Here is a 24,420-nt window from a genome sequence, read left to right on the forward strand (position 1 = left end):
TTTATTCTCTGTGCTCACGGATAATCGAATGGATCAGCAATCCAATACCAAAAATAATATTCAACAAAATAAATGAAGTTAGACTGATATAGACTTTACGCGGATATAAAGCATCCTGGGCTAAACGCGGTGTCGCAATCACCACCAATTTCTTGAGCTTACGTGAGGCTTCTAATCGAGCTTTTTCTAAAGAGACCAAAGAGATTTTATAAAGATCAGCTGCAAATTCAACCTGCGCTTTCAGGGCTTCAAAGTCCGCTACATTTTTATTCAATTTTAAATTATTTGGTGAAGTCAGTTTTGAACTTTCAGTATTAATTTGCTGTTGCAAGGCTGCGATCTGACTCCGTAACGCCACCACTTGAGGTGCTTCAGGCGTCAAATAACTAAGTAAAGTGCGCTCTTCAGTTTTCAATTGTGCCAAACTACTCTGTAAACCTGCAATCAGTGTAGCCACCGCTTTGGCTTGTAATTCAGGATCAAAAATTTCATTTTCATTTTGGTACTGGAGTACCGCCTGACGAGCCTCATCTAACTGCGCTGTTGCTTCTGTATATTGTTTCTCTGCAAATACTTGTTGCTCTTGCGCAATGGTCTGGGAAATTTCATTGATAAACTCATCACTTTGCTTTAATACTTCTTGATTGAGTTTCAGTGAGAACTCTGGCGAAAATCCCTGAGCATGCACATGTAGCATCATGGTTTGCTCATCAAGTTCGACTTTAATCATTTTATTAAAATATTCGACCAAGTCTTCGATTGAGGCATCTTGAGGTAGTGCAAAGATTGGGTCACTGACCGATGAAAATTCTTTGCGCAGATTCAGCGTTTGATCCAGCCTCTCGATCATATCGCGAGAACCAATATACTCTTTCAGAATTTGAGAGTCTTCACGACTAGTATTGGGCACGCCCAACAAAGCGCCTATTCCTGCAGTATCAGCCACTGGCGTATCTGCCACCTGCTTCACCAACAGTATCGAAGAAGACTGAAAACGGTCTTTCGCAAAGGCAAAAAGATAAAAAACAATAATCAATACCGGAATAAGAACACAGCAGGTATAGGCAATCCAAAGCCGCTTATTTATTTTAGCTTGCATACGCTTTATATACCCCTACTGCATCTTGCACATTATCAAAATATTCTGCTTTACCATCCCGCACCAAGAAAGCGACATCACAATTGCGGGTCAAGTCTTTTAAGTCATGAGAAACCATAATAATATTTGAATTTTCTTTAAGTTCGTCAAGTAAAGCCTGACTCTTTTTTCGAAAGGACGCATCCCCTACAGCACCCGCTTCATCGAGCAAATAATAATCAAAATTAAAGGCCATACTTAAACCAAAACCAATCCGGCTACGCATACCACTCGAGTAACTTTTCATCGGCATATCAAAGTATTTACCAATTTCAGCAAACTCTTCAACAAAATTTACCACATGTTCAACTTCATCATGACTATTTACATAAAGTCTGGCGACAAAGCGCACATTCTGTCGGGCCGTTAAACTTCCCTGAAATCCACCTGACAACGCGACTGGCCAGGAAATGGTTTTATTAGTAACTACCCTTCCAGAATCAGCATAGTCAATTCCTCCAATAACCCGGAGCAAGGTACTCTTGCCGGCACCATTTTTTCCTAAAAGGGCCACACTTTTGTTTTCAGGTAAAATCGCATTTAAATCTTTAAATACATAATGCCGACCTTTAGGCGTTGCGTATGATTTGGTTAAATTTTTGAGTTCGATCATTTCGATTTCACCATACGGCGTTCAAAGCGCTTATACAGAAGTAAACCTATAAATAAAGAAATAATCATCCATATCATGAAGTAACTTAGACTAATTCCCGGCACCAAACTATAAGTAGGCGCAACCGCATGGCGCATTAACTCAAAGATATGAATCAGGGGGTTATAAAGTAAATATTCGCGATATTCCACTGGAATAATATGAATGGAATATAAAATACCCGATAAAAAATAAAGAATTAAAAAGAATACTGAAAGAAATTTATTTAATTCTTTTGAAAAATCGCCAATCACAATAAAAATAAGACTACACGCCAACATGAATATAAATAAGAGCGTCCAATAGCCTAGAAGTTGTGGAATTTGTTCAAAACTGATGTGATAGCCAAACCATACAAAGGCTGCAGTAAAAGCAATATAAGCAGTAAATTTAAGCAAAAACTCAAGAATATTACGCGCAAGTAAAGCATCGATCGGTTTGACTGGGCGATAGCTAAACAAACCCCGATTGGATTCAGTGGCACTGATCCCCAAAGTCACTCCCGTTCTAAACATAAAGAAAGGAATAATGCCATTAATTAAAAAAACAGCATAATCCATCCCCGGTAGTGTTCTTTGCATGACGGTCCCAAAAAGTACCACCATGATCCCAATAGTCAATAAAGGCTCTAAAAAAACCCATAAATATCCTAGACGGTATTGACCAAAGCGGGTTTGTAATTCCCGAAGCAATAATGCACGTATCGATGCATACATCACTTGTAAACCACCACGCGCTTTCAATCGCGGTAGTTTTCTTAATGGCATCTGATGCTGTGGTTCCATGACGATGACTTGTAAATTTATTATGTAAAATTTTCACTATCATACAGCGATCAATAAAGAGAAGAAAGTTAAACCCCCAGTAAATAAACCTGCCTATACTTAAGTGGTAGACAGCAGAATGAGAAAAGATCCAATCTATGCTTTATTTAATACGAGCTTTTTTGTCCATATTCAAGGTCGATCCAGTGTTCTAAGTTCAAAACGTTTCTTATTTACTGGTCAGAACAGCAGGATCTGCTGCACACTTTTTACCTACTTTTTTCCAAGGATTATTTCGCTGATACCGCTTTTCCAGGAAATCCAGACTTGCCCAATACCAAGGCACTAAATTTGATTTCAAAAAAGGAAAGGAAAGTGGATCACCATCCAACCAAGGCACAAATGGATTTCGACGTGCATAAGCCCATAGTTCAATCCTCACCGAAGGTTTGAGACTTTTTGCTCTGGCATGAAAACCATAGGTATCCGCAATCACCAATGTATTTGCTTTCACAGCAAAAGCTTGCGGTTTTGCATAGCCTAATTCAAGTACCTCCTCTTCAGAGACTCGAAAAGAACCTCGACGGGTCATGGCATCCGTTTTTACTGTGATTGACTCAGATTTCTGCTGTTCCCAATTTAAGCGTTCAGGATTCAAATGATGAGAGCCTGGTACATAGACAAAAGGGCCTTCATCTTCAGCAACATCTTCTAAAAATAGCCAGGCTTTTGCACTGGAGTGAAAAGTATCACTATGTAAATTCGTTTGAGGATCTGCTTTGGCCTTTCTGACATGCGAAAAGATAACTTGCAGATAAGAGATGGGCTGAACTTTAAAACTGGCAACATAATTCAGCAGGTTTCTCCATTCATCTGAATATAGGAAGTGTTGGGTGACAGGCATGTGCTTCAAGGTTTTGCCATCTAATGCCATACGGCGAGTCACCGTATCCCCTTGTAGGGTTTCCCGTGTTTCTAGCGGAGTCATCAGTAATTCTTGTTTTAATTGTGCAAACTCATCTGTAGCTAAAAAATTTTCTTTGAATATAAACCCATTTTTTTGAAAACTTTCGACATCTGCCGGATGAATGAACTTTGATAACTTCAATCTACGTTGTGCTGCCATTTTTGCGGCAAACTGAACCCGAAAACGGTGTAAACCGAGTTGATTTAATTTGGAATTCCCTAATATAGAATTAGATTCGAAGGATTTGGACTGTGTGATCAAAGCCATACTGTCCCATATAAATTTTCCTGGAGATTTAACCAATATCTTGCCCAACTCCTGAGCTGCAGCTATTTTTTTTTGTTTTTGCTGATCTAGTTTTTTAATATTTTCAAAGACATTATTTTTAAAGAAGTTCAATTGAAGTAACCCTGTTCTGTATTCGACCAATATTTTAAAAAATTATAACCAAAAACAAACTAGCCCGGTAATACTTCTGTTCAATCATTTTCCACCTTAGTCAGTAATCATAAAAAACAGTATTTTTTAAGTTCAAAGTCTGAGGTTCGAATCTCCTTTCTCACCTCTAGATGTAAAAAAAAGCCCTCATCAAAAGATCAGGGCTTTTTTAAATTCTATCCATGCATCAGATGAACTCTGGTGAGCAAACCACTAGCGACGACATAGCGTTCATCTTGAGTTCAATTAAAAGGTTATCCGCTGATAGTCACGGTATTGCGGTGTCCAGAAATTATGCTCTATTGCTAGCTGTAATTCTTCTACACTGATTTTCGGTGCTACCCCATCTTCAATCGCAGCAAGTGCCACTTTTAAGGCAATCTGCTTCGAAATTGACTGTAAACAATCCAGATTCGGCAATAAATCTGCCTGAGGATCTTTCAGCTTCGGAGAACAGTCCGCCAAGGCATTACTCGAGGCCATCAGCATATTATCCGTGACACGTTTCGCACCTGAAGCAACTACCCCCAAACCGATACCCGGGAAAATATAAGAGTTATTGCATTGTGAAATATGATGAATGTGTCCCTGATAATTCACTGGGGCAAATGGGCTACCCGTCGCAATCAATGCTCTGCCATTAGTCCATTGCAAGATGTCAGCCGGAACAGCTTCTACGCGGGAAGTCGGGTTGGATAAAGGGAAAACAATCGGTTGCACACTGTTTTCAGCCATGGCTTCAATCACTTCCTGAGTGAATAAACCTGGCTGTCCAGATACGCCAATCAATACTGTCGGCTTGGCACGTTTGACCACATCCAGCAGAGAAATCATGCTCTCAGCATCTGCCCAGCTTTCTACATTTTCAAGCGGCTGTGCCAGTTTGCGCTGGAAGTCCAGTAAATTCGGCTGATTCTCCGTGATCAGACCAAAACGGTCAACCATAAACACGCGTGCACGTGCTTCAACATCACTTAAGCCCTCAGCAACCATTTGCTTAATGATCTGTTCTGCAATCCCGCAACCAGCTGAACCAGCACCCAGGAAAGTAACCACCTGATCTTTGAGGTGTTTACCGGCTGCACGCGAAGCAGCAATCAGGCTGCCGACAGACACTGCTGCGGTGCCCTGAATATCATCATTAAAACAACAGATTCGATCACGATACTTTTCCAGTAAAGGCATGGCATTTTTCTGTGCAAAGTCTTCAAACTGAATTAAGGCATCTGGCCAGCGCTGTTGAATCGCCTGAATCACCGTCTCGACAAAAGCATAGTATTCATCGCCGCTGATTCGTGGTTCACGCCAGCCCATATAAATCGGGTCATTTAACAACTGCTGATTATTGGTACCGACATCAAGAGTAATCGGTAAGGTATAGGCCGGACTGATCCCGCCACATGCGGTGTAGAGTGCCAGTTTTCCAATGGGAATCCCCATACCACCGATGCCTTGATCTCCAAGACCCAAAATGCGCTCACCATCTGTAATCACAATCACTTTCACGTTCTTTTTATTGATATTGTGAATAATCTGGTCGATCTGATCACGGTCAGGATAGGAAATAAAGATCCCACGATGACGGCGATAAATATCAGAAAAGCGCTGACATGCCTCACCCACAGTCGGGGTATAGATAATCGGCATCATCTCACTGAGGTGATTTTCAATCAGATGGTAAAACAGGGTCTCATTGGTATCCTGAATATTCCGCAAATAAATATGCTTGTTAATATCACTGCTAAAAGCACAATACTGCTGATAAGAACGCTGACTTTGTTCTTCAATCGTCTCGGTGACATGAGGAATCAAGCCATGCAAGTTAAAGCTTCTACGCTCTTCTTCAGAAAATGCAGAGCCTTTATTGAGTAGTGGGAGTTCTAGCAGAGTATTTCCAGCATAAGGAATATATAAAGGGCGTTTACTGTTCAAATTTTCTCTGGGCATTATTTAACTCATCTAATCAATCTTCGGCAGTTCTGCCAAAATAGTCACATCACTTTGTTTATTTTATATAGCTTAGCCTGATTTTAAGCTGTTAGGTCATTTAGCAAATTTATAATACTTGTAGCAGGATTTTATAATCTGATAACACTCATTTTCGGCCTAGGTTTTGGACGGTTTCTAAAATTAATCCCTATTCGTATTTTTAATTTAAATCGGCAGCAAGATCTGTTTGACAAAAAACCTCAGCTCATCAAGGATAAAGCATAAATTTAATAAGACCAACGAGTATAACAATGAGTGAACTGCAACCGCTTTATCAGCCCGATATTTTGGGGACAGGTTATGAGCAAGCGACCTTAAACTTTCCCGATGATTATGAGGGCAAAGTCGTAGCAACCCTGATCCGTAAAAAAGCAGCCCAACCTACAAAAAAAGCAGTTCTATATATTCACGGCTTTATCGATTATTTTTTTCAGACTGAAATGGCAGAGCGCTTTAATCAGCATGGTTTTGATTTTTATGCGCTGGATTTAAGAAAATACGGACGTTCGATTCTGCCGCATCAAAAATATTATAACGTGTATGACCTAGCTGAATATGATGCAGAAATTACCCAAGCCCTCGACATTATAGCAGCTGAGGGCCACGATGCTGCCCTGCTCTGTGGTCATTCTACCGGCGGCCTGACCACGACCTTATATGCGGCACATCATCCGCAGCACCCTTTAATCAAAGCGCTTTGGGTCAATAGTCCATTTTATGACTTCAATATGAATCCAATCAAACGTGCGCTTGGCATTCCGCAACTGAGCAGACTGGCTAAAATTTTTCCCAATCTTAAATTTCCAAGCGAGCTGAACAAGTGGTATGCCACCAGCCTGCATAAGGATTTAAAAGGCGAATGGGACTTCAGTCTGGACTGGAAAAAGACCCGCTACCCGATGGTTCGGATCAGTTTTATTCGTGCCATTCATGAGGCACAGAAAGAAATTCATCGCGGTGTTCAGCTCGATATTCCGGTACTTATCATGCATTCACATCAGACTTTATATCCTAAAAAATGGGGTAAAGCCGCACAGAGCAGCGATGTAATTTTAGGGATTAAAGACATTCAGAAATATGCCAAAAAAATTAAAGGCGATGTCACGGTTCAAAGTATCCGGAACGGTTTACATGATCTGGTACTTTCAGAGCAATCTGTGCGTGAGCAGGTTTATCAGCAACTGTTTCAATGGCTGCATGACAAAGGGCTTTAGATAAATGCGAAAGGAGAAATGAAACTTGCCCTCATTTCTCCTGCTTGGCTTCTTTTGAATCCTTATTAGGTTGGAATGTAATTAAGCACATTGAAAATATGCCAATTTTTCGATGGTTTATAAGTGCTATAAACCCTTGTTTTTAAATTTAAGACTTGAGAATTTATAACTTTTATTCTTCTACTGCTTGTCTCCAAATATTGTCTTTTGTAGCAAGCCTGTAAACAAACAACCGCCCGTCTTTTTCCCTCTTTATAGTAGAGCTGAATGCAGAAGCGCCTATATTTTTTGATCGGCAACATGCGCGCAGCCTGCACCACTAACAATCATATAAAGGAATAGATTATGCGTTATGCAGACCCCAATACTGACGGTTCAAAAATTCAATTTAAAGCACAATACGATAATTTCATTGGCGGCGAATGGGTCGCTCCAGTCAAAGGTGAATACTTTGACAACATTTCTCCGGTAGATGGCAAAGTCTTTACCAAAGTGCCGCGTTCCTCTGTAGAAGACATTGAGTTGGCGCTTGATGCAGCACACAAAGCCAAAGAGCAATGGAACCGGTCATCACCGACCACCCGCTCCAATATTCTGTTGAAAATTGCAGATCATCTGGAACAAAATCTGGAACTGCTGGCTGTGGCAGAAACTTGGGACAACGGCAAACCGATCCGTGAAACGCTGGCTGCCGATATTCCGCTGGCCATTGACCATTTCCGTTATTTTGCCGGCTGTATCCGTGCACAGGAAGGCGGCATTTCCGAAATTGATGAAGATACCATCGCCTACCATTTTCATGAACCGCTTGGTGTAGTCGGACAAATCATTCCCTGGAACTTCCCGATTCTGATGGCTGCCTGGAAACTGGCACCTGCCCTGGCTGCGGGCAACTGCATTGTGTTGAAACCTGCAGAACAGACTCCGGTCAGCATTCTGGTGCTGGCTGAACTGATTCAGGATATTTTGCCACCGGGTGTCCTGAATATCGTCAATGGTTATGGGGTTGAAGTCGGTCGCCCGCTAGCCACCAACCCACGCATTGCCAAGATTGCCTTTACCGGTTCCACCGCCGTCGGTCAGATGATCATGCAATATGCCACCGAAAATATTATTCCGGTGACGCTGGAACTGGGGGGTAAATCACCGAATCTGTTCTTTGCCGACATCATGGATCAGGAAGATGACTATCTGGACAAAGCTCTGGAAGGCTTTGCCATGTTTGCCCTTAACCAGGGTGAAATCTGTACCTGCCCTTCCCGGGCCTTGGTACAGGAAAGTATTGCCGATGAGTTTTTAGCGCGTGCAGTAGAACGGGTACAACGCATTAAAACCGGTCATCCACTGGATACTGATACTATGATTGGCGCGCAAGCTTCTCAGGAACAGCAGGACAAGATTCTCGGCTGTATTGCCACTGGCCGTGCAGAGGGCGCACAAATCCTCACAGGCGGTGAGGCGCGTCAGGAAGTGGGTCAAGGTTTCTATATTGAGCCGACCATCTTTAAGGGCACCAACAATATGAAAACCTTCCAAGAAGAAATTTTTGGTCCCGTGCTGGCCGTGACTACCTTTAAAGACTTCGATGATGCAATCAAGATCGCCAACGATACCATTTACGGACTCGGTGCCGGGGTCTGGTCGCGCTCGGCACATACCTCGTATCGTGCCGGTCGTGCCATCCAGGCTGGTCGGGTCTGGACCAACTGTTATCATATCTACCCGGCGCATGCGGCTTTCGGTGGCTATAAAAAATCCGGCATTGGACGCGAGAACCATAGAATGATGCTGGATCATTATCAGCAGACTAAAAACTTGCTAGTCAGCTATTCGACCAAGCCTGCTGGTTTCTTCTAAACAACCTGATGATTAAAAGCGGACTTCGGTTCGCTTTTAACCTGATATTTTTTAAAATTTTAATACTAGGTAAAATTTTCCAGCATTGTTCGTCCAGAATTCCATTGAATGACTGACAATAAATTAAAATACTTTCTGAAAACGCCTTAATGTCTGGGCTTATGTTGATTTCACCTAAGTTTCTCATTTTTTATGCTTTTTAATTGCTCAAAAAACCTGCATAAAGCTCAGGCTTTCATTTAAAGTCGGCTTTTCATGTTTATCAAGACTGTGTATAACAATGAACCACTAGAGGGAAAGCAATAAGCATAGGCAAAATTACGCAAAAAGCGTTAGACTATGTACCCAATAATGTCATGATTCGGTCTGATCAAGATCAAAAAAGAAGGTGAAGGTTGATGCCGCTCAATACTGTTGAAGAGCTTGTAGCAGATATCCGTGCAGGAAAAATGGTCATCCTGATGGATGATGAAGACCGTGAAAATGAAGGCGATTTGGTGATTGCTGCCACACACGTACGTCCTGAAGATATCAACTTCATGATCACCCATGCACGTGGTCTGGTCTGCCTGACTTTAAGTAAAGAGCGTTGTCAGCAGTTGAATCTGCCGTTGATGGTAGATGCCAACGGTGCCCAGCATGGAACCAACTTCACCCTGTCGATTGAAGCGGCTGAAGGTATTTCTACCGGTATTTCTCCGGCTGAACGTGCCCATACAATTCAAACTGCTGTGGCTGCTCATGCCAAACCGGCAGATATTGTACAGCCGGGACATATCTTCCCGCTGATGGCGCAGCCAGGCGGTGTATTGCACCGTGCCGGACATACTGAGGCAGGTTGCGATCTTTCTCGTTTAGCAGGACTGGAACCAGCATCAGTCATTTGTGAAATCATCAATGAAGATGGCACGATGGCGCGCCGTCCCGATCTTGAAGTGTTTGCTGAAAAGCATGGCCTGAAAATCGGTACGATTGCCGATCTGATTCATTACCGCATGACCAACGAGCAAACGGTAGAGCGTATCGATCAACAAAGTATTGAGACTGAATACGGCAGCTTTGACCTGTACCGCTATCGTGAACTGGGTAACCCGGATATCCATCTGGCCCTGGTCAAAGGTGAGCCTAAAGAGGGTGTGACCACAGTACGTGTACATGGTTTTAACCCGGCCCGCGACTTGCTCAAACTGAAGAAACAGGATGGCGAGCCGGCCTGGAACCTGGATCGTGCCCTGAAAGAAATTTCCAATAGTGATCGTGGTGTCTTGGTCTGGATTGGCCAGCGCCATTTACAGGATTTGGGTCCAGCATTAGATACCCTTAAAGCGCCAAAAAATGTAAAATCAAATTCTGCACTGTCTCAGCAGTATCAGACCATTGGTGTGGGTGCACAAATTTTGCGTGATCTAGGCGTTGAAAAAATGAAGCTGCTGAGCTCTCCATTGCGTTTCAATGCCCTTTCAGGCTTTAACTTAGAAGTGGTGGAATACATCACCGCACAACAAACATCTTAAGAAATCATCGAGGTTGTTATGGCAGTTCGCCGTATTGAAGGTATGTTACATCTCGCGAACGAAGACCGTTATGCGATTTTAGTTGGTCGTTTTAACAGCTTTGTGGTTGAACATCTGTTAGAAGGTGCCATTGATACATTGAAACGTCATGGTGTATCAGAGGATAATATCACTGTTGTTCATGCACCTGGTGCCTGGGAACTTCCTGTCGTTGCGAAAAAACTGGCAGCTTCAGATCGTTTCGATGCCATCATCGCGCTTGGCGCCGTGATTCGTGGTAGCACGCCTCACTTCGATTTCGTTGCAGGCGAATGTGCCAAAGGTTTGGGCGTAGTTGGCCTCGACACTGGCTTGCCTGTCATTAACGGTGTACTCACTACGGACAGTATTGAACAAGCGATTGAACGCTCTGGAACAAAAGCAGGCAATAAAGGTAGCGAAGCTGCCCTGACTGCGATTGAAATGGTTAACTTGTTAAAGGCTATTTAACGCTATGTCGCAAACACTTCAAGCAACTTATGCAGCAAAACGTAAAGCACGTCGCTTTGCTGTACAAGGAATTTATGAATGGCAAATGAGCCACAATCCGGTGCATGAGATTGAAGCACGTACTCGTGTGGAAAATGCCATGCACAAAGTGGATCTGAGCTATTATCATGAATTGTTGACTCAAGTGGTTGCCAATCATGAAGCATTGGATGCGCTCTTAATCCCGGTACTCGATCGCGAACTTTCAGCACTTGACGGTGTTGAACTTGCGACCCTTCGTCTTGGTGCATATGAACTCAAAGAACATCTTGAGATTCCATATCGCGTGGTTCTAGATGAAGCGATCGAGCTGGCTAAACATTTTGGCGGTGCCGATAGCCATAAATACATCAATGGTGTATTGGATCGTTTAGCGACAACTTTGCGTGCAGCAGAAAAACAGCAGTCTAACTAATAGCGTAGATTTGTTGTATGGCTGAATTTTCGATTATCGACACCTATTTCAATCGCAAGAATGCCCATTCTGTCGATCTGGGCGTCGGTGACGATTCAGCCTTGCTCACCCCTCCTCCTCAGCAACAACTGGTCATCTGTGCCGACACCCTGATTGCTGGACGCCATTTTCCAATGAATACCAATCCGCATGCGATTGGCTGGAAATCTGTGGCTGTCAATTTATCTGATATTGCCGCGATGGGCGCAACCCCGCACAGTATTTTACTCGCATTGAGCCTACCCCAAATTGATCATGACTGGCTAAAAGCTTTTAGTCAGGGTTTATATGATTGTTGCGATCAATTTGGTGTGAGCTTAATCGGTGGTGATACCACTCAAAGTCCTCATTTAACCCTGTCTGTCACAGCATTGGGCTGGGTGGATATTGGTCAAGCCATTCCACGCTCAGGTGCGAAACCCGGTGATCTGATCTGTGTCAGTGGAACTGTCGGTGATGCAGCTTTTGCACTCCAGCATCTTGGTCATCCACTGCAAAAACGTCTGGACTATCCAACGCCACGTTGTCAGCTCGGTGCTGCCCTAAAAGGTCTGGCGCATAGCATGATTGACGTCTCGGATGGTTTGGCCCAAGATCTTGGACATATTCTCAAAGCCTCTCAAGTCGGTGCCAAGCTGCAACTTGAAAACCTGCCGATCAGTCCCACCCTGCATGCTTTAAACGATGAGCAAAAATGGCAATATGCCCTCGCTGGTGGCGATGATTACGAATTATGCTTTACAATAAGCCCGCAAAATTACGAAAAATTATTGCAAAAACAACTTGATGTTTCGATTAGTATGATCGGCACAATTCAGCAGCAACACGGCTTAACTTTTGAAAAAGATGGCGTAGATCATTCACTTCAATTTAATGGGTATCAACATTTTGCATAAACCTGCGATTAATTTTAAAGCCATGTCATGGATCGACCGACTGATTGTCTTTAGTGGGGTTGGTTTTGGTTCCGGTCTGGCACCTAAAGCACCCGGTACATTTGGGTCGGCCTTTGCACTTTTATTTATTCCTATTTGGCTGCATCTTGGTTTTCTAAACAGTGTTTTTGCCATTGCTATCATGTCCCTGATTGGCATATATATCTGCGGACATACTGCCAAGGTCATGGGTGTTCATGATGATGGCCGCATCGTCTGGGATGAATTTGCAGGACAATCCATCACATTTTTGCCCCTGATCTACTTAGGTCAGATGAACTGGTTATGGTTATTCATCGGTTTTGCGCTATTCAGATTATTTGATATCTGGAAACCTTGGCCGATCCGGGTGGTTGACCGTCAAGTGGACGGTGGCTTCGGCATCATGCTGGATGACATTATTGCCGGCCTTTGGGCAGCTATTTGTATTTTGCTTTATTTTTACTTCACCGTGGCATAAGCCATATTTAGGATTAGAACATGTCAACGACTGTTATTATTCTTGCTGCAGGTAAAGGCACGCGCATGCGTTCAAGCTTACCGAAAGTATTACAACCTCTTGCAGGACGTCCTTTACTGGGTCATGTCATTGAAACGGCAAAAAAATTAAACGCAGATAATATTATTACCATTTATGGTCATGGTGGTGACCTTGTTCAAACAGCATTTGCACAACAGGATATTAAATGGGTAGAACAGGCTGAACAGCTGGGTACCGGACATGCGGTACAGATGACCTTGCCTGTCCTGCCTCACGACGGCGTATCGCTGATTCTTTCCGGCGATGTACCCTGCATTAATCCTGTGACCTTGCAAAAATTACTCGATGCCACTGCAGAAACCGGTATTGGTCTGGTGACGCTTACCCTGCTGGATGCCAATGGTTATGGTCGTATTGTACGTGAAAATGGTGAAATCCAGGCCATTGTGGAGCACAAGGATGCTTCCGAAGAACAGCGTCAGATCAAGGAAATCAATACCGGTATTTATGCCGTCAGCAATGCTAAATTACATGAATGGCTGCCAAATTTAAGCAATGACAATGCGCAGGGTGAATATTACCTGACTGATATTGTCGCGATGGCTTTGGCAGATGGTATGCAAGTTGCATCTGTAGAACCTGAGCAGGCTTTTGAAGTTGAAGGGGTAAATGACCGTGTGCAGTTGGCTGCTTTAGAGCGTCAGTTCCAGGCTTATCAAGCCAAACAGCTGATGCAGCAAGGCGTACATCTGATTGATCCAAGCCGCTTTGACTTGCGTGGTAATTTAACTGTCGGCCAGGATGTTCGCATTGATATCAACGTGATTATCGAAGGTGATTGCGAGCTGGGCGACAATGTCGAAATTGGCGCCGGCTGTATCATCAAGAATACCAAGATTGCAGCTGGCACCAAGGTTCAGCCATATAGCATTTTCGATAGCGCCATCGTTGGTGAAGATACCCAGATTGGACCTTTTGCACGACTCCGTCCAGGTGCAAAACTCGCAGCTGAGGTACATATCGGTAACTTCGTTGAAGTCAAAAATACCACGATTGGTCAAGGCTCTAAAGCCAACCACTTCACCTATCTCGGTGATGCTGAAATCGGTGCCGGTTCTAATATTGGTGCAGGTACCATTACCTGCAATTATGATGGTGCGAATAAATTTAAAACCATCATTGGTGATCAGGCTTTCATTGGTTCGAACAGTTCATTGGTTGCACCTGTGAAAATTGGCAATGGTGCTACAGTGGGTGCAGGCTCAACGATTACCCGTGATGTGGAAGACAACAGTTTGGCAGTAGAACGCTCTAAGCAATTTGCCAAAGAAAACTATCCACGTCCACAAAAAATCAAGAAATAAGGGGAATAAATATGTGTGGTATCGTTGGTGGCATTGCAGAACGTAGCATTACCAATATTTTGATCGAAGGCTTAAAACGCCTGGAATACCGTGGTTATGATTCAGCAGGTTTGGCACTTATCAATAATAGCCAAGTCCTACGTGAACGCCGTGTCGGTAAGGTCGCGAACCTTGAACAAGCTGTGAATGAATCACAGATTAGCGGTTCACTCGGCATCGCGCATACACGCTGGGCGACCCATGGTAAACCGACTGAAGAAAATGCCCATCCGCATATTTCTGAAAATGTGGCAGTGGTGCATAACGGAATTATCGAAAACTATCAGGAACTCAAAGATGATCTTGAAGCTTTGGGCTATGTGTTTACCTCACAGACTGATACTGAAGTGGTTGCCCATCTGATCAATGATGCACTGAAATCTACCCCGAGCCTATTAGAAGCTGTACGCCAAGTCGTTCCACAACTGAAAGGTGCCTATGCACTGGGTATCATACATACTGATCATCCAGATGAACTGATTACCGTACGTGAAGGTTCGCCACTCGTCATTGGTGTGGGGATTGGCGAGAACTTTATCAGTTCTGACCAGCTGGCGCTGCTCCCGATTACCAACCGTTTTATCTACCTGGAAGAAGGTGATATTGCCCGTTTGACCCGCACCACGATTGAAGTTTTTGTCGATGGTCAACTGGTCGATCGTCCGGTCAAGGAACTGGATGCTGCGGTCAGCAATGCCTCTAAAGGTGAATATAAGCACTACATGCTCAAAGAAATTTATGAGCAGCCTGAAGCGATCAAACAGACCATTTCCCAAGCCTTAAATGGTAATGACTTGCGCGAAGACTTCCTTGCCAGTGCAGAACAGGACTTCGCAAAAATCCAGCAAATCCAGATTATTGCCTGTGGTACCAGTTATCATGCCGGCATGATTGCGAAATACTGGTTTGAACAGCTGATTGATCTGCCGTGTCAGGTCGAGATTGCCAGCGAATTCCGTTATCGTACGCCAGTCATTGTGAATCACACACTCTATGTGTGTATTTCCCAATCCGGTGAAACTGCCGATACCTTGGCTGCATTACGTGATACACAGAAACGTGCGGCGGCCAAAGGGCTAGACATCACTACGATGACTATCTGTAATGTCGCTACATCATCGATGGTACGTGAGACCCAGCATAGTCTGTTGACATTGGCAGGCCCTGAAATTGGTGTGGCGTCTACCAAAGCCTTTACCACCCAGCTTGCTGCTTTAATGCTGTTGGTATTAAAAATTGGTTCGGTCAAAAATAGCATTTCTACAGAACAGATGACGAAGATCAGCACAGAACTCTGGCATTTGCCTAAAGTGATTCTGGACACTTTACGTCATGATAATGAAATTTTAGGTCTGTCTGAGCTGTTTGTTGAAAAGCAGCATTGCCTGTTCCTGGGCCGTGGTACGCACTTCCCGATCGCACTGGAAGGTGCACTCAAGCTGAAAGAAATTTCCTATATTCATGCTGAAGGCTATGCTGCAGGTGAGTTGAAACATGGCCCATTGGCACTGGTCGACAATGACATGCCGGTGGTGATTCTGGCACCGCAAGATGACATGCTGGATAAACTGAAATCCAATATGGAAGAAGTTCAGGCACGTGGTGGCGAACTGTTTGTCTTTGCCGATGAAAACAGCGGCATTAAAGCCAAAGAGCGTCAGCATGTGGTACATATTCCGGCAATCAATGCAGTGCTGGCACCGATTGTATATAGCATCCCGGTGCAGTTACTGTCTTATCATGTGGCAGTGCTGCGTGGTACAGATGTCGATCAGCCACGTAATCTGGCAAAATCGGTTACGGTAGAATAATTAAAATTGAATCAGGGCTGGGGAACCGGCCTTTTTTCTTCTGAATGGAGAGCCTATAAATGACCAAACTGACTTGCTTCAAAGCCTATGACATTCGCGGCAAACTCGGCACCGAGCTCAATGAAGAGATTGCCTATAAAATTGGCCGTGCTTATGGACAGATTTATCAACCTAAAACGGTGGTCATTGGCTGTGACATCCGGCTCAGCAGTGAAGGTTTAAAACAGGCCACCATTCACGGTTTAAATGATGCGGGTGTCAATGTTCTGGATCTGGGCATGACCGGCACGGAAGAAGTCTATTTTGGCGCCTTCCATCTGGATGTGCAAGGTGGTATTGAAATCACGGCCAGCCATAATCCGATGGACTATAATGGCATGAAACTGGTACGTGAAAATGCCCGTCCAATCAGTGCCGATACTGGTCTTAAAGAGATTCAGGCTTTAGCAGAATCAGATGAATTTATTGACGTCAGCAATAAAGGCAATACTGAAAAATACAATATTCTGCCTGAATTTGTAAATCACCTGATGAGCTATATTGATCCGGTAAAAATCCGTCCGATGAAACTGGTCATGAATGCCGGGAATGGTGCAGCAGGCCATGTGGTCGATGCGATTGAACAAAAATTTCAACAACTCAATATTCCGGTTGAATTTATCAAGATTCATCATGAAGCTGACGGCAATTTTCCGAACGGGATTCCCAACCCGATTTTAACTGAAAACCGTGATAGCACCCGTGATGCGGTCATTCAGCATGGCGCAGATATGGGCATTGCCTGGGATGGTGACTTTGACCGCTGCTTCCTGTTCGATGAAAAAGGCCAGTTTATTGAAGGCTATTATATTGTCGGCCTTCTGGCTCAAGCGTTCTTGCTGAAGCAATCTGGCGAAAAAATTGTACATGATCCACGTCTGGTCTGGAATACACTGGATATTGTAGAGCAATACCAAGGGATCACGGTTCAGTCAAAATCAGGTCACGCCTTTATTAAAGATGTGATGCGTGAGCATAATGCGGCCTATGGTGGGGAAATGAGTGCCCATCATTATTTCCGTGACTTTGCCTATTGCGATAGCGGCATGATTCCATGGTTACTGGCGATAGTAGTACTGTCTGAAACAGGAAAATCCTTATCTTCTCTGGTGGAGGAGATGATCGCCAAGTTCCCATGCAGTGGTGAAATCAACTTTAAAGTCGCCGATACCCAAGCAACCATCCAAAAACTTTTCGATCATTATGCCGATCAGCAGCCGGAGATCGATCAGACCGATGGGGTCAGCCTTAATTTTGGTGCATGGCGTTTTAATGTGCGTGCATCGAATACTGAACCGCTATTGCGTCTAAATATTGAAAGCCGTCGTGATCATAATCCACGACCAATGCAGGACTATGTCGATGAATTGACTCAGCTGATTCAGAGTTAATCTTCACGCATACAGTACAATAAAAATGGGAGCTGTTCATCAAAAGCTCCCATTTTTATTTATATCGCTATAAAGATTTTAGCGATAACCATTCGGATTCTGCTTCTGCCAGTTCCAGCTGTCAGCGAGCATATCCTCTAAACCATACTGAGGTTGCCAGCCCAACTCTTGGACTGCACGGGTATTGTCTGCAAAACAGGTGGCCACATCGCCTTCACGACGAGGGGCTAATTCAAATGCAATCGCCACACCATTCACTTGCTCAAACGTATCTTTAACTTGTAGCACTGAAATCCCATTCCCTGTACCAATATTCCAGGCACGGCAACCTTGCGCAGTTAGACGATTATTGAGAGCACATAAGTGTGCATTGGCCAAGTCGACTACGTGTATATAATCGCGCACACCAGTCCCATCCACCGTGTCATAATCATGACCAAAGATCGACAGTTTTTCACGTCGCCCTACTGCCACCTGAGTTACATAAGGCATTAAATTATTCGGAATACCTTGTGGATCTTCGCCAATCTGGCCACTTTTATGCGCGCCGACCGGATTAAAATAACGTAATAAGGCAATCGACCAACGTTCATCCGCCACAGACAACTTTTCCAAGAGCTGCTCAACAATAAGTTTGGTATAGCCATAGTTATTGGTCGGCATTCCGGTAGGCATTTCTTCATTTAAAGGTGAAGGATTATTTTCGCCATACACCGTTGCTGAGGAACTAAACACCAGTTTAAAAACCTGTGCGCGTTGCATGGCCTGTACCAGACTGATTGAACCGGCAATATTATTGTCAAAATAAGCCAATGGAATCTGCTGACTTTCTCCGACGGCTTTCAGACCGGCAAAATGAATCACTGCATCAATCGAGTGTTGCTGAAATACCTGATCTAATAATTGAGCATCACGGATATCACCTTGTATAAATGTCAGGCTTTTTTGGGTCAGCTTTTCTACCCGGCTTAAGGACTCCGAGGAGCTATTACACAGATTATCCAGTACAACGACCTCATGTCCGGCATTCAGCAATTCTACACAAGTATGTGAACCAATATAGCCTGCCCCGCCTGTGACCAGAATTTTCGCCATTTTACTTTCCTAATAGAACTTTAATTAAACCTTGGGTTGAACCATCCAGACCATTCAGATCAGTCTGTTCACCATTCAGGATGGGCAGTAACTGGTTGGCAATTTCCTTGCCTTTTTCTACGCCCCACTGGTCGAACGGATTGATATTCCACAGCACCGACTGGACAAATACCTTATGCTCGTAGAGTGCAATAAGCATACCTAAACTGTATGGATTGAGCTCTTGCAGCAACAGTGTACTGCTTGGCTGATTACCTTCATACTGCTTATAGGCCGGCAAGCTTGCCAATTCAGCCTGATCCAGTGCTTCATTGCCAAAAGCCAGTAAGCGCGATTGCGCCAGACAGTTAGATAAGGCCAAATGATGTTGTTCTACCAATGCTTCGGCACTGTCTGCATAAGTATATTGCTGGCTGTTATAACGCTCTACCGGCGCAATAAAATCACAGCTGACTGACTGAGTTCCCTGATGCAATAACTGATAGAAGGCATGCTGGGCATTCGGACCCACCTCACCCCAGATAATTGGGCAGGTATCGAATTGGACTTTTTCGCCATTACGCTGGATCGACTTACCGTTGGATTCCATTTCCAGCTGTTGCAAGTAAGATGCAAAGTATTTCAACCGACCATCATAAGGCAGAATTGCATGGGTCTGAATATCCAGAAAATTGGTATTCCAGGCCCCCAATAATCCCATCAATACTGGAATATTGCGTTCAAAAGGCTGGTACTGAAAATGCTGGTCCACGGCATAGGCGCCAGCCAGCAGCTGCTTAAAGCCTTCAATTCCGATACTCAAGGCAACTGGCAGTCCGATACAGGACCAGAGTGAATAACGCCCGCCGACCCAGTCCCAGAGCAGCAACTGGTTTTCCGGCGCAATGCCCCATGCGGTCATTTTTTCCGGCTTGGTCGATACCCCAATAAAATGGTGCTTGAGGATATAAGGATGCTGACCTAATGCCTTTTCCAGCCACAGGCGTACCGTCTGGGCATTGGTCAGGGTATCAATGGTGCCGAAGGATTTGGAGGAAATAATAAACAGTGTCGTTTCCGGACGCAGCTGATGCAACAGCTCGGACAGCTGACTGCCATCCATGGTTGAAACAAAATGTACGTTCAGTGGCTGAGCAGACTGGTATTTAAAATCAGATAAAGCATGCGTGACCATCAAGGGACCCAGATCTGATCCCCCTACCCCGATATTGACCACATCCTGAATGACTTCCCCGGTGGCACCGCGACGCTGTCCGGCATGAATCTGTTCCACCAGCGCATACATTCGTTCCAGCTGGGCATGTACATCAGCTGCCAGATCAGCATGCTGTTGATCCTGTTTGGGCAGGCGCAGTGCCCAGTGCATGGCAGCACGCTGCTCGGTATAGTTGATTTCCTGATTGGAAAATAGGGAGCCAATCCAGGATCTGAGGTTTTGTGCATCGGCCCATTCGATCAGGCCTTGTAGCACATTTTGATTGATTCTGTGTTTGCTATAGTCAAATAGCAGTTGTTCAAACTGAATGGAATATCGATTAAAGCGCTCCAGGTCAGCAGCAAACAGTTCCCGCAGATGCTCAGATTGAAGTTGTTCTTTGTTTGAGGCTAATTTTTGACACACAGTTTCAGTGTCGAGATTTGGATTAAAATGGCTCAACATTAACGTCCCACCCCAATATAATTAAAACCACGTGTCTTGACATACGTCGGATCATACAGATTACGCCCATCCAGAATCAGGGGATGCTGCATTAGCTTGATTAAATACGGATAATCCGGACTGCCGTACTGTTTCCATGCCGTAATCAGACACAAGGCATGCGCTCCTTCCACAGCCTGATACTGGTCTTTACACAGGATCAGGTCTTCCCGTGGCCCATAGACCTTTTCAATATTTGCGATTGCCTGAGGATCATGCAGCTTGACCGTCACGCCTTGCGCCCACAAAGCGGTCAGCATGGCATGTACCGGAGACTGCTGGATACTTGGGGTATTTTCCTTAAAGGCTGCACCCCAGATCGCAATGACTTTACCCTTCAAGTCTCCACGGAAATAGTTCCAGAGTTTACGAAACAGTAATTCTTTTTGCTGTTCGTTAATGTCCCAGACCTGTTCCAGCAACTGGTTTTTTACCCCTGAATCTGCCACGGCGTGAGTAAGCGTCCGGATATCATGGGAGAAATTCTCTCCACCAAAACCAACGCCGGGGAACAGATAGGCAGAACCAATCCGGTTATCCGCAGCCATGCCTTGCCGTACCTGTTCAATATCAATGCCAAGCTTTTCTGCCACACTGGCCAGATCATTCATATAACTGATCCGGGTGGCCAGCATGCCGGAAATACTCAACTTGGTAAATTCGGCATCCAGAACCGGCATAAATAGATACTGCTGCGCGCGTGGAAATAATGGACGTAAGAGTTCTTTGATTTTAGGCTGGATATCTGCATGATCACAGCCCACAATCAGCTGGGTGGCCTGAGTAAAGCTACGCAGTGCATTACCTTCCTGAATAATATCTGGCAGATAAATCCAGTCATCATTCGGCAAAAGTTGCTGGAATCGTTGAGTCCCGTGCAAGCCAAAGGTTGAAGCATTTACCATCAGTTTAGGATGAGCAAAACAGCCATGACGGATCGTGTCCAGCATCTGAAACGCCTGTTGCTCTTCAGTCGCATTAAAACTAAAGAAAAAAGCATCCTGATTAAAATCCAGATGCTGAAAATCGCAACAGTTTAAAAAACCAGATTTTTCCTGTTTTTGCAGTAATAGCTGAAGAGATTCATCCTGGAAGTAGGGCCGAGCTGACTCATCTACATTGAAGCTATTACACCAGACCACCTGATGACCACATTCAGATAAAAGAGCTGAAATGACTCCGGAAAATAAGGTTTTCCCCAATACTGCGACTTTCATGATATTCCTTTTTCTTATTTTTTCTTACAAAGCCAGTTCCTGAATCAATGCTTTAAACTCGCTACCGAGTTTAGGATGATCGACGCCATAATGTAAAACAGCTTTTAGATAACCTAACTTACTACCACAGTCAAAGGTCTGGCCTTTCATACGATATGCTTCTACAGCTTCTGTCTGCTGCAGCATGGCAATCGCATCTGTGAGCTGGATTTCATTGCCTGCACCTCGTGGTGTCTGCTCTAAAAGCTGCATGATTTTGGCCGGCAGAATATAACGACCTACGACTGAGAGATTTGATGGTGCGGTACCCACTGCCGGTTTCTCGACAATGCCTTGCATGACGATGCTTTCACCTTCCTCAGGCGATGCAGCAACATCCACGATGCCATACTGGTCGACCAGATGTTCAGGCACCGCTTCCACCATGATTTGTGAAGCCTGAGATTGAGCATAACGCTGAATCATACGTGCCAGATCATTTTGCACATCCTGATCCTTGACCAGCACATCCGGCAACAATACCGCAAAATCATCATCACCAATCACCGCTTTGGCACATAGTACGGCATGGCCTAAGCCTAAAGGCTGAGGCTGACGTACACTAATCACACTCACACCTGCAGGCAAGATTTCAGTAATTTCTTTGAGTAAGTCGGTCTTGTTTTTTTGCTCGAGGGTGGTTTCAAGCTCAAAGTTACGATCAAAATAGTTTTCAATCGAGGCCTTGGAAGAATGGGTCACCAGAATAATCTGCTCAATCCCGGCAGCAACTGCTTCACGCACCACATATTCAATCGCAGGGCGATCCACGACAGTCACCATCTCTTTGGGAATAGATTTACTGGCAGGTAAGAAACGCGTACCTAAACCAGCCACAGGGAGAATTGCTTTCTTAATCATATCTCTAAAAACCTAGTTCACTTTAATTTCGTTACCGCGTACATAACCGTCGACATAATATTCCAGTTGTGCCAGTGCCCATTCAATATCAGCCTGAGTCGCGGTAAGTTCATGTATACGGTTAAATACTGCCAGAATTTCTGCCAATGGATAATGTTTTTCGACAGATCGTAGAATACGCGTATGCGCAGTAATTTCTGTATTTTCTTCGTCAATCAGCAGTTCTTCATAGAGTTTTTCGCCTGGACGTAGCCCAGTATATTGAATTTCAATATCACCATTCGGGTCTTTATTATCTCTGACTTTGAGTCCGCTAAGGGCAATCATTTGACGAGCTAGATCCTGAATCCGTACTGGCTCGCCCATATCCAGCAGGAACACGTCGCCTCCTGTACCCAAAGCACCCGCCTGAATTACCAGTTGTGAGGCTTCCGGAATAGTCATAAAGAACCGAGTCACTTCTGGATCAGTCACGGTAATCGGACCACCTTTGGCAATTTGCTGTTTAAACAGCGGCACCACCGAGCCCGAAGAACCAAGTACATTGCCAAAGCGCACAATACTGATCTGAGTCTGATCCTGAGCCTCTGCCATAGCCTGACAGTACAACTCTGCCATACGTTTAGTCGCCCCCATCACGTTGGTTGGACGTACCGCCTTATCGGTTGAAATTAACACAAAGGTTTCGACGCCTTTCTTCACCGCTGCATTCACACTAAAGGCGGTTCCGACAGCGTTGTTTTTTAGCCCTGCCAGAGGATTACACTCGACCAGCGGTACATGTTTATAGGCGGCAGCATGATAAACAGTCTGTATGCCATATTGTTCAATCACCCGTTCCAGCTTGGATTCATCCAGTACAGAGCCCAGAATCGGAATAATTTCACAGCTTGCCGTGAGGCGTAACTCTTTTTCAATACTATAGAGCGCAAATTCAGTCAGTTCATAAATGATAATTTTGGCCGGTTGGTTTTTAATGATCTGGCGGCACAGCTCTGAACCAATCGAACCACCCGCGCCTGTGACCATCACCACTTTATCTTTAATGTTTCTGGCCAGCAGCTCAGGAACCGGCGGAACCGGATCACGCCCCAGTAAATCAATAATATCTACTTCCTGAATATCAGAAATTCGGATTTCACCATCCACCAGTTTGGTCAGACCTGGAATTTCAGTAATTTTTAAATGAGCCGGTTCTAAAAACTTGATGATTTCACTTTTACGGACCCGCCCTACCGAAGGCAAGGCAATTAGGATTTCGTCAATTTTTTGCTTGCGCATGAGTTTTAAGGCAGTCTGGGCATCATAGACTTTAAGTCGACCCAGCTGCTGTCCCGCCAGCGAGCGTTTGTCGTCAATAAACATGATCGGCAAATGTTCATTGGAACGATACAGTGCAGCAGCAACCTGTTGACCGGCATGACCCGCACCATAAATCGCAATGCGTTTTTTCTGTACGTCGGCCTGCAAGTAGGAACGGATAATAAAACGGATGATGCCCCGGCTAAACCAGATCCAGGCAAACATCATAAAGCCGAACATCAGAGGAATAGAGGTCGGAATAAATGCCGGGGTAAAATAAGCCAGGGCATAAAGACCAGCGACAGTCAATGCCGTCGCCAGCCCCATCTTGATCATAAACACTTCATTATAAGTACGGACAATAAAGCGATACACCCCACAGATAAAAAGTGAGGCTACTGCAATTACGCTGACCCATAGCGTACCAAGAGCCAGATTCGGTACCACTTCTGCGCCTAAATCAAAACGGCGAATGGCATAACATAGCCAGATCAAGACAGGAAAAGCACAAAAATCTAGAATAATTAAAAATGCAAGTTTGGCGGCTCGTGGTGATTCTACGAAAGGCGTAATGATCGATTTCACTGGATGCGTTGTCTCAATTCTAATAAATTTTTAATAAGTCACAATGC

General features: G+C 44.4%; 20 protein-coding genes. 10 read left to right on the forward strand and 10 right to left on the reverse strand.

What is annotated here, in order from left to right; translation table 11 throughout:
- Position 1 precedes the first annotated feature (1 nt).
- From NI455_RS08595 to NI455_RS08615, 5 genes are all read right to left on the reverse strand, one after another.
- Positions 2–1,099: a KpsE/RkpR family capsule polysaccharide export protein gene (locus NI455_RS08595; protein ID WP_219307708.1), complete on the reverse strand. Its 1,098-nt coding sequence runs from the start codon at positions 1,097–1,099 to the stop codon at positions 2–4.
- Positions 1,089–1,751 carry an ABC transporter ATP-binding protein gene (locus NI455_RS08600; protein WP_253113597.1) on the reverse strand — a complete coding sequence of 221 codons (663 nt, stop codon included), beginning with the start codon at positions 1,749–1,751 and terminating at the stop codon, positions 1,089–1,091. Before NI455_RS08600 ends, NI455_RS08595 begins: the two co-directional genes overlap by 11 nt.
- Complete coding sequence (locus NI455_RS08605; protein WP_219307716.1) at positions 1,748–2,575, reverse strand: ABC transporter permease; 828 nt, start codon at positions 2,573–2,575, stop codon at positions 1,748–1,750. The genes NI455_RS08600 and NI455_RS08605 overlap by 4 nt, the downstream gene beginning before the upstream one ends.
- A 208-nt stretch (positions 2,576–2,783) precedes the next feature.
- The gene (locus tag NI455_RS08610) at positions 2,784–3,920 is read right to left on the reverse strand and encodes a phytanoyl-CoA dioxygenase family protein (protein WP_253113598.1); all 1,137 of its coding nucleotides are present in this window, start codon (positions 3,918–3,920) and stop codon (positions 2,784–2,786) included.
- Positions 3,921–4,205: 285 nt separating this feature from the next.
- Entirely contained in the window at positions 4,206–5,906 is a 1,701-nt protein-coding gene (locus NI455_RS08615; RefSeq protein ID WP_253113599.1) for an NAD-dependent malic enzyme, read from the reverse strand.
- Between the two features lie 293 nt (positions 5,907–6,199).
- Between NI455_RS08615 and NI455_RS08620 the strand changes: the two genes are divergently transcribed.
- The 10 genes from NI455_RS08620 (at position 6,200) to NI455_RS08665 (ending at position 17,575) form a co-directional block, all read left to right on the forward strand.
- A complete protein-coding gene (locus NI455_RS08620; protein ID WP_216986412.1) occupies positions 6,200–7,162 on the forward strand; it encodes an alpha/beta hydrolase in 963 nt (320 codons plus the stop codon).
- A gap of 345 nt (positions 7,163–7,507) precedes the next feature.
- A complete protein-coding gene (gene exaC / locus NI455_RS08625) occupies positions 7,508–9,019 on the forward strand; it encodes an acetaldehyde dehydrogenase ExaC (RefSeq protein ID WP_253113601.1) in 1,512 nt (503 codons plus the stop codon).
- A 398-nt stretch (positions 9,020–9,417) separates the two neighbouring features.
- Positions 9,418–10,533 carry a bifunctional 3,4-dihydroxy-2-butanone-4-phosphate synthase/GTP cyclohydrolase II gene (gene ribBA / locus NI455_RS08630; protein ID WP_253113603.1) on the forward strand — a complete coding sequence of 372 codons (1,116 nt, stop codon included), beginning with the start codon at positions 9,418–9,420 and terminating at the stop codon, positions 10,531–10,533.
- 18 nt (positions 10,534–10,551) lie between these two features.
- Positions 10,552–11,022, forward strand: coding sequence for a 6,7-dimethyl-8-ribityllumazine synthase (gene ribH, locus NI455_RS08635; protein WP_004280926.1), 471 nt, complete (start codon positions 10,552–10,554; stop codon positions 11,020–11,022).
- Positions 11,023–11,026: 4 nt separating this feature from the next.
- Positions 11,027–11,476 (forward strand): transcription antitermination factor NusB, encoded by a 450-nt coding sequence (gene nusB / locus NI455_RS08640; protein WP_004280924.1) that lies wholly within the window; start codon positions 11,027–11,029, stop codon positions 11,474–11,476.
- Between the two features lie 17 nt (positions 11,477–11,493).
- A complete protein-coding gene (gene thiL / locus NI455_RS08645; RefSeq protein WP_253113605.1) occupies positions 11,494–12,411 on the forward strand; it encodes a thiamine-phosphate kinase in 918 nt (305 codons plus the stop codon).
- A complete protein-coding gene (locus tag NI455_RS08650) occupies positions 12,389–12,910 on the forward strand; it encodes a phosphatidylglycerophosphatase A family protein (protein ID WP_253113608.1) in 522 nt (173 codons plus the stop codon). Before thiL ends, NI455_RS08650 begins: the two co-directional genes overlap by 23 nt.
- Before the next feature lie 20 nt (positions 12,911–12,930).
- The gene (gene glmU / locus NI455_RS08655) at positions 12,931–14,295 is read left to right on the forward strand and encodes a bifunctional UDP-N-acetylglucosamine diphosphorylase/glucosamine-1-phosphate N-acetyltransferase GlmU (protein WP_253113610.1); all 1,365 of its coding nucleotides are present in this window, start codon (positions 12,931–12,933) and stop codon (positions 14,293–14,295) included.
- Between the two features lie 11 nt (positions 14,296–14,306).
- Entirely contained in the window at positions 14,307–16,145 is a 1,839-nt protein-coding gene (glmS, locus tag NI455_RS08660; protein WP_253113612.1) for a glutamine--fructose-6-phosphate transaminase (isomerizing), read from the forward strand.
- Positions 16,146–16,204: 59 nt separating this feature from the next.
- Positions 16,205–17,575 carry a phosphohexomutase domain-containing protein gene (locus NI455_RS08665; RefSeq protein WP_180040433.1) on the forward strand — a complete coding sequence of 457 codons (1,371 nt, stop codon included), beginning with the start codon at positions 16,205–16,207 and terminating at the stop codon, positions 17,573–17,575.
- A gap of 78 nt (positions 17,576–17,653) precedes the next feature.
- Here NI455_RS08665 and galE read toward each other — a convergent pair whose 3' ends face one another.
- Genes galE through NI455_RS08690 form a run of 5 tightly spaced genes read right to left on the reverse strand, consistent with a single transcriptional unit; the run spans position 17,654 to position 24,373 of the window.
- Positions 17,654–18,670, reverse strand: coding sequence for a UDP-glucose 4-epimerase GalE (gene galE / locus NI455_RS08670; protein ID WP_253113613.1), 1,017 nt, complete (start codon positions 18,668–18,670; stop codon positions 17,654–17,656).
- 1 nt (position 18,671) lies between these two features.
- Positions 18,672–20,330, reverse strand: a complete 1,659-nt coding sequence (pgi, locus tag NI455_RS08675) for a glucose-6-phosphate isomerase (RefSeq protein WP_253113614.1) — start codon at positions 20,328–20,330, stop codon at positions 18,672–18,674.
- Positions 20,330–21,586 (reverse strand): nucleotide sugar dehydrogenase, encoded by a 1,257-nt coding sequence (locus tag NI455_RS08680; RefSeq protein ID WP_253113615.1) that lies wholly within the window; start codon positions 21,584–21,586, stop codon positions 20,330–20,332. Before NI455_RS08680 ends, pgi begins: the two co-directional genes overlap by 1 nt.
- A 24-nt stretch (positions 21,587–21,610) precedes the next feature.
- Positions 21,611–22,486: a UTP--glucose-1-phosphate uridylyltransferase GalU gene (gene galU / locus NI455_RS08685; protein ID WP_253113616.1), complete on the reverse strand. Its 876-nt coding sequence runs from the start codon at positions 22,484–22,486 to the stop codon at positions 21,611–21,613.
- Between the two features lie 12 nt (positions 22,487–22,498).
- Entirely contained in the window at positions 22,499–24,373 is a 1,875-nt protein-coding gene (locus NI455_RS08690) for a polysaccharide biosynthesis protein (protein WP_253113617.1), read from the reverse strand.
- Positions 24,374–24,420 lie beyond the last annotated feature (47 nt).

This window comes from Acinetobacter lwoffii, from assembly GCF_024129435.1.
GTDB lineage: Bacteria > Pseudomonadota > Gammaproteobacteria > Pseudomonadales > Moraxellaceae > Acinetobacter > Acinetobacter lwoffii_F.

Bases quoted from the DNA above. Each gene is read 5' to 3' on its own strand.
- NI455_RS08595 (WP_219307708.1), bottom strand. From the start codon at position 1,099: ATGCAAGCTAAAATAAATAAGCGGCTTTGGATTGCCTATACCTGCTGT.
- NI455_RS08600 (WP_253113597.1), bottom strand. From the start codon at position 1,751: ATGATCGAACTCAAAAATTTAACCAAATCATACGCAACGCCTAAAGGT.
- NI455_RS08605 (WP_219307716.1), bottom strand. From the start codon at position 2,575: ATGGAACCACAGCATCAGATGCCATTAAGAAAACTACCGCGATTGAAA.
- NI455_RS08615 (WP_253113599.1), bottom strand. From the start codon at position 5,906: ATGCCCAGAGAAAATTTGAACAGTAAACGCCCTTTATATATTCCTTAT.
- NI455_RS08620 (WP_216986412.1), top strand. From the start codon at position 6,200: ATGAGTGAACTGCAACCGCTTTATCAGCCCGATATTTTGGGGACAGGT.
- exaC (WP_253113601.1), top strand. From the start codon at position 7,508: ATGCGTTATGCAGACCCCAATACTGACGGTTCAAAAATTCAATTTAAA.
- ribBA (WP_253113603.1), top strand. From the start codon at position 9,418: ATGCCGCTCAATACTGTTGAAGAGCTTGTAGCAGATATCCGTGCAGGA.
- ribH (WP_004280926.1), top strand. From the start codon at position 10,552: ATGGCAGTTCGCCGTATTGAAGGTATGTTACATCTCGCGAACGAAGAC.
- nusB (WP_004280924.1), top strand. From the start codon at position 11,027: ATGTCGCAAACACTTCAAGCAACTTATGCAGCAAAACGTAAAGCACGT.
- thiL (WP_253113605.1), top strand. From the start codon at position 11,494: ATGGCTGAATTTTCGATTATCGACACCTATTTCAATCGCAAGAATGCC.
- NI455_RS08650 (WP_253113608.1), top strand. From the start codon at position 12,389: ATGGGTATCAACATTTTGCATAAACCTGCGATTAATTTTAAAGCCATG.
- glmU (WP_253113610.1), top strand. From the start codon at position 12,931: ATGTCAACGACTGTTATTATTCTTGCTGCAGGTAAAGGCACGCGCATG.
- glmS (WP_253113612.1), top strand. From the start codon at position 14,307: ATGTGTGGTATCGTTGGTGGCATTGCAGAACGTAGCATTACCAATATT.
- NI455_RS08665 (WP_180040433.1), top strand. From the start codon at position 16,205: ATGACCAAACTGACTTGCTTCAAAGCCTATGACATTCGCGGCAAACTC.
- galE (WP_253113613.1), bottom strand. From the start codon at position 18,670: ATGGCGAAAATTCTGGTCACAGGCGGGGCAGGCTATATTGGTTCACAT.
- pgi (WP_253113614.1), bottom strand. From the start codon at position 20,330: ATGTTGAGCCATTTTAATCCAAATCTCGACACTGAAACTGTGTGTCAA.
- NI455_RS08680 (WP_253113615.1), bottom strand. From the start codon at position 21,586: ATGAAAGTCGCAGTATTGGGGAAAACCTTATTTTCCGGAGTCATTTCA.
- galU (WP_253113616.1), bottom strand. From the start codon at position 22,486: ATGATTAAGAAAGCAATTCTCCCTGTGGCTGGTTTAGGTACGCGTTTC.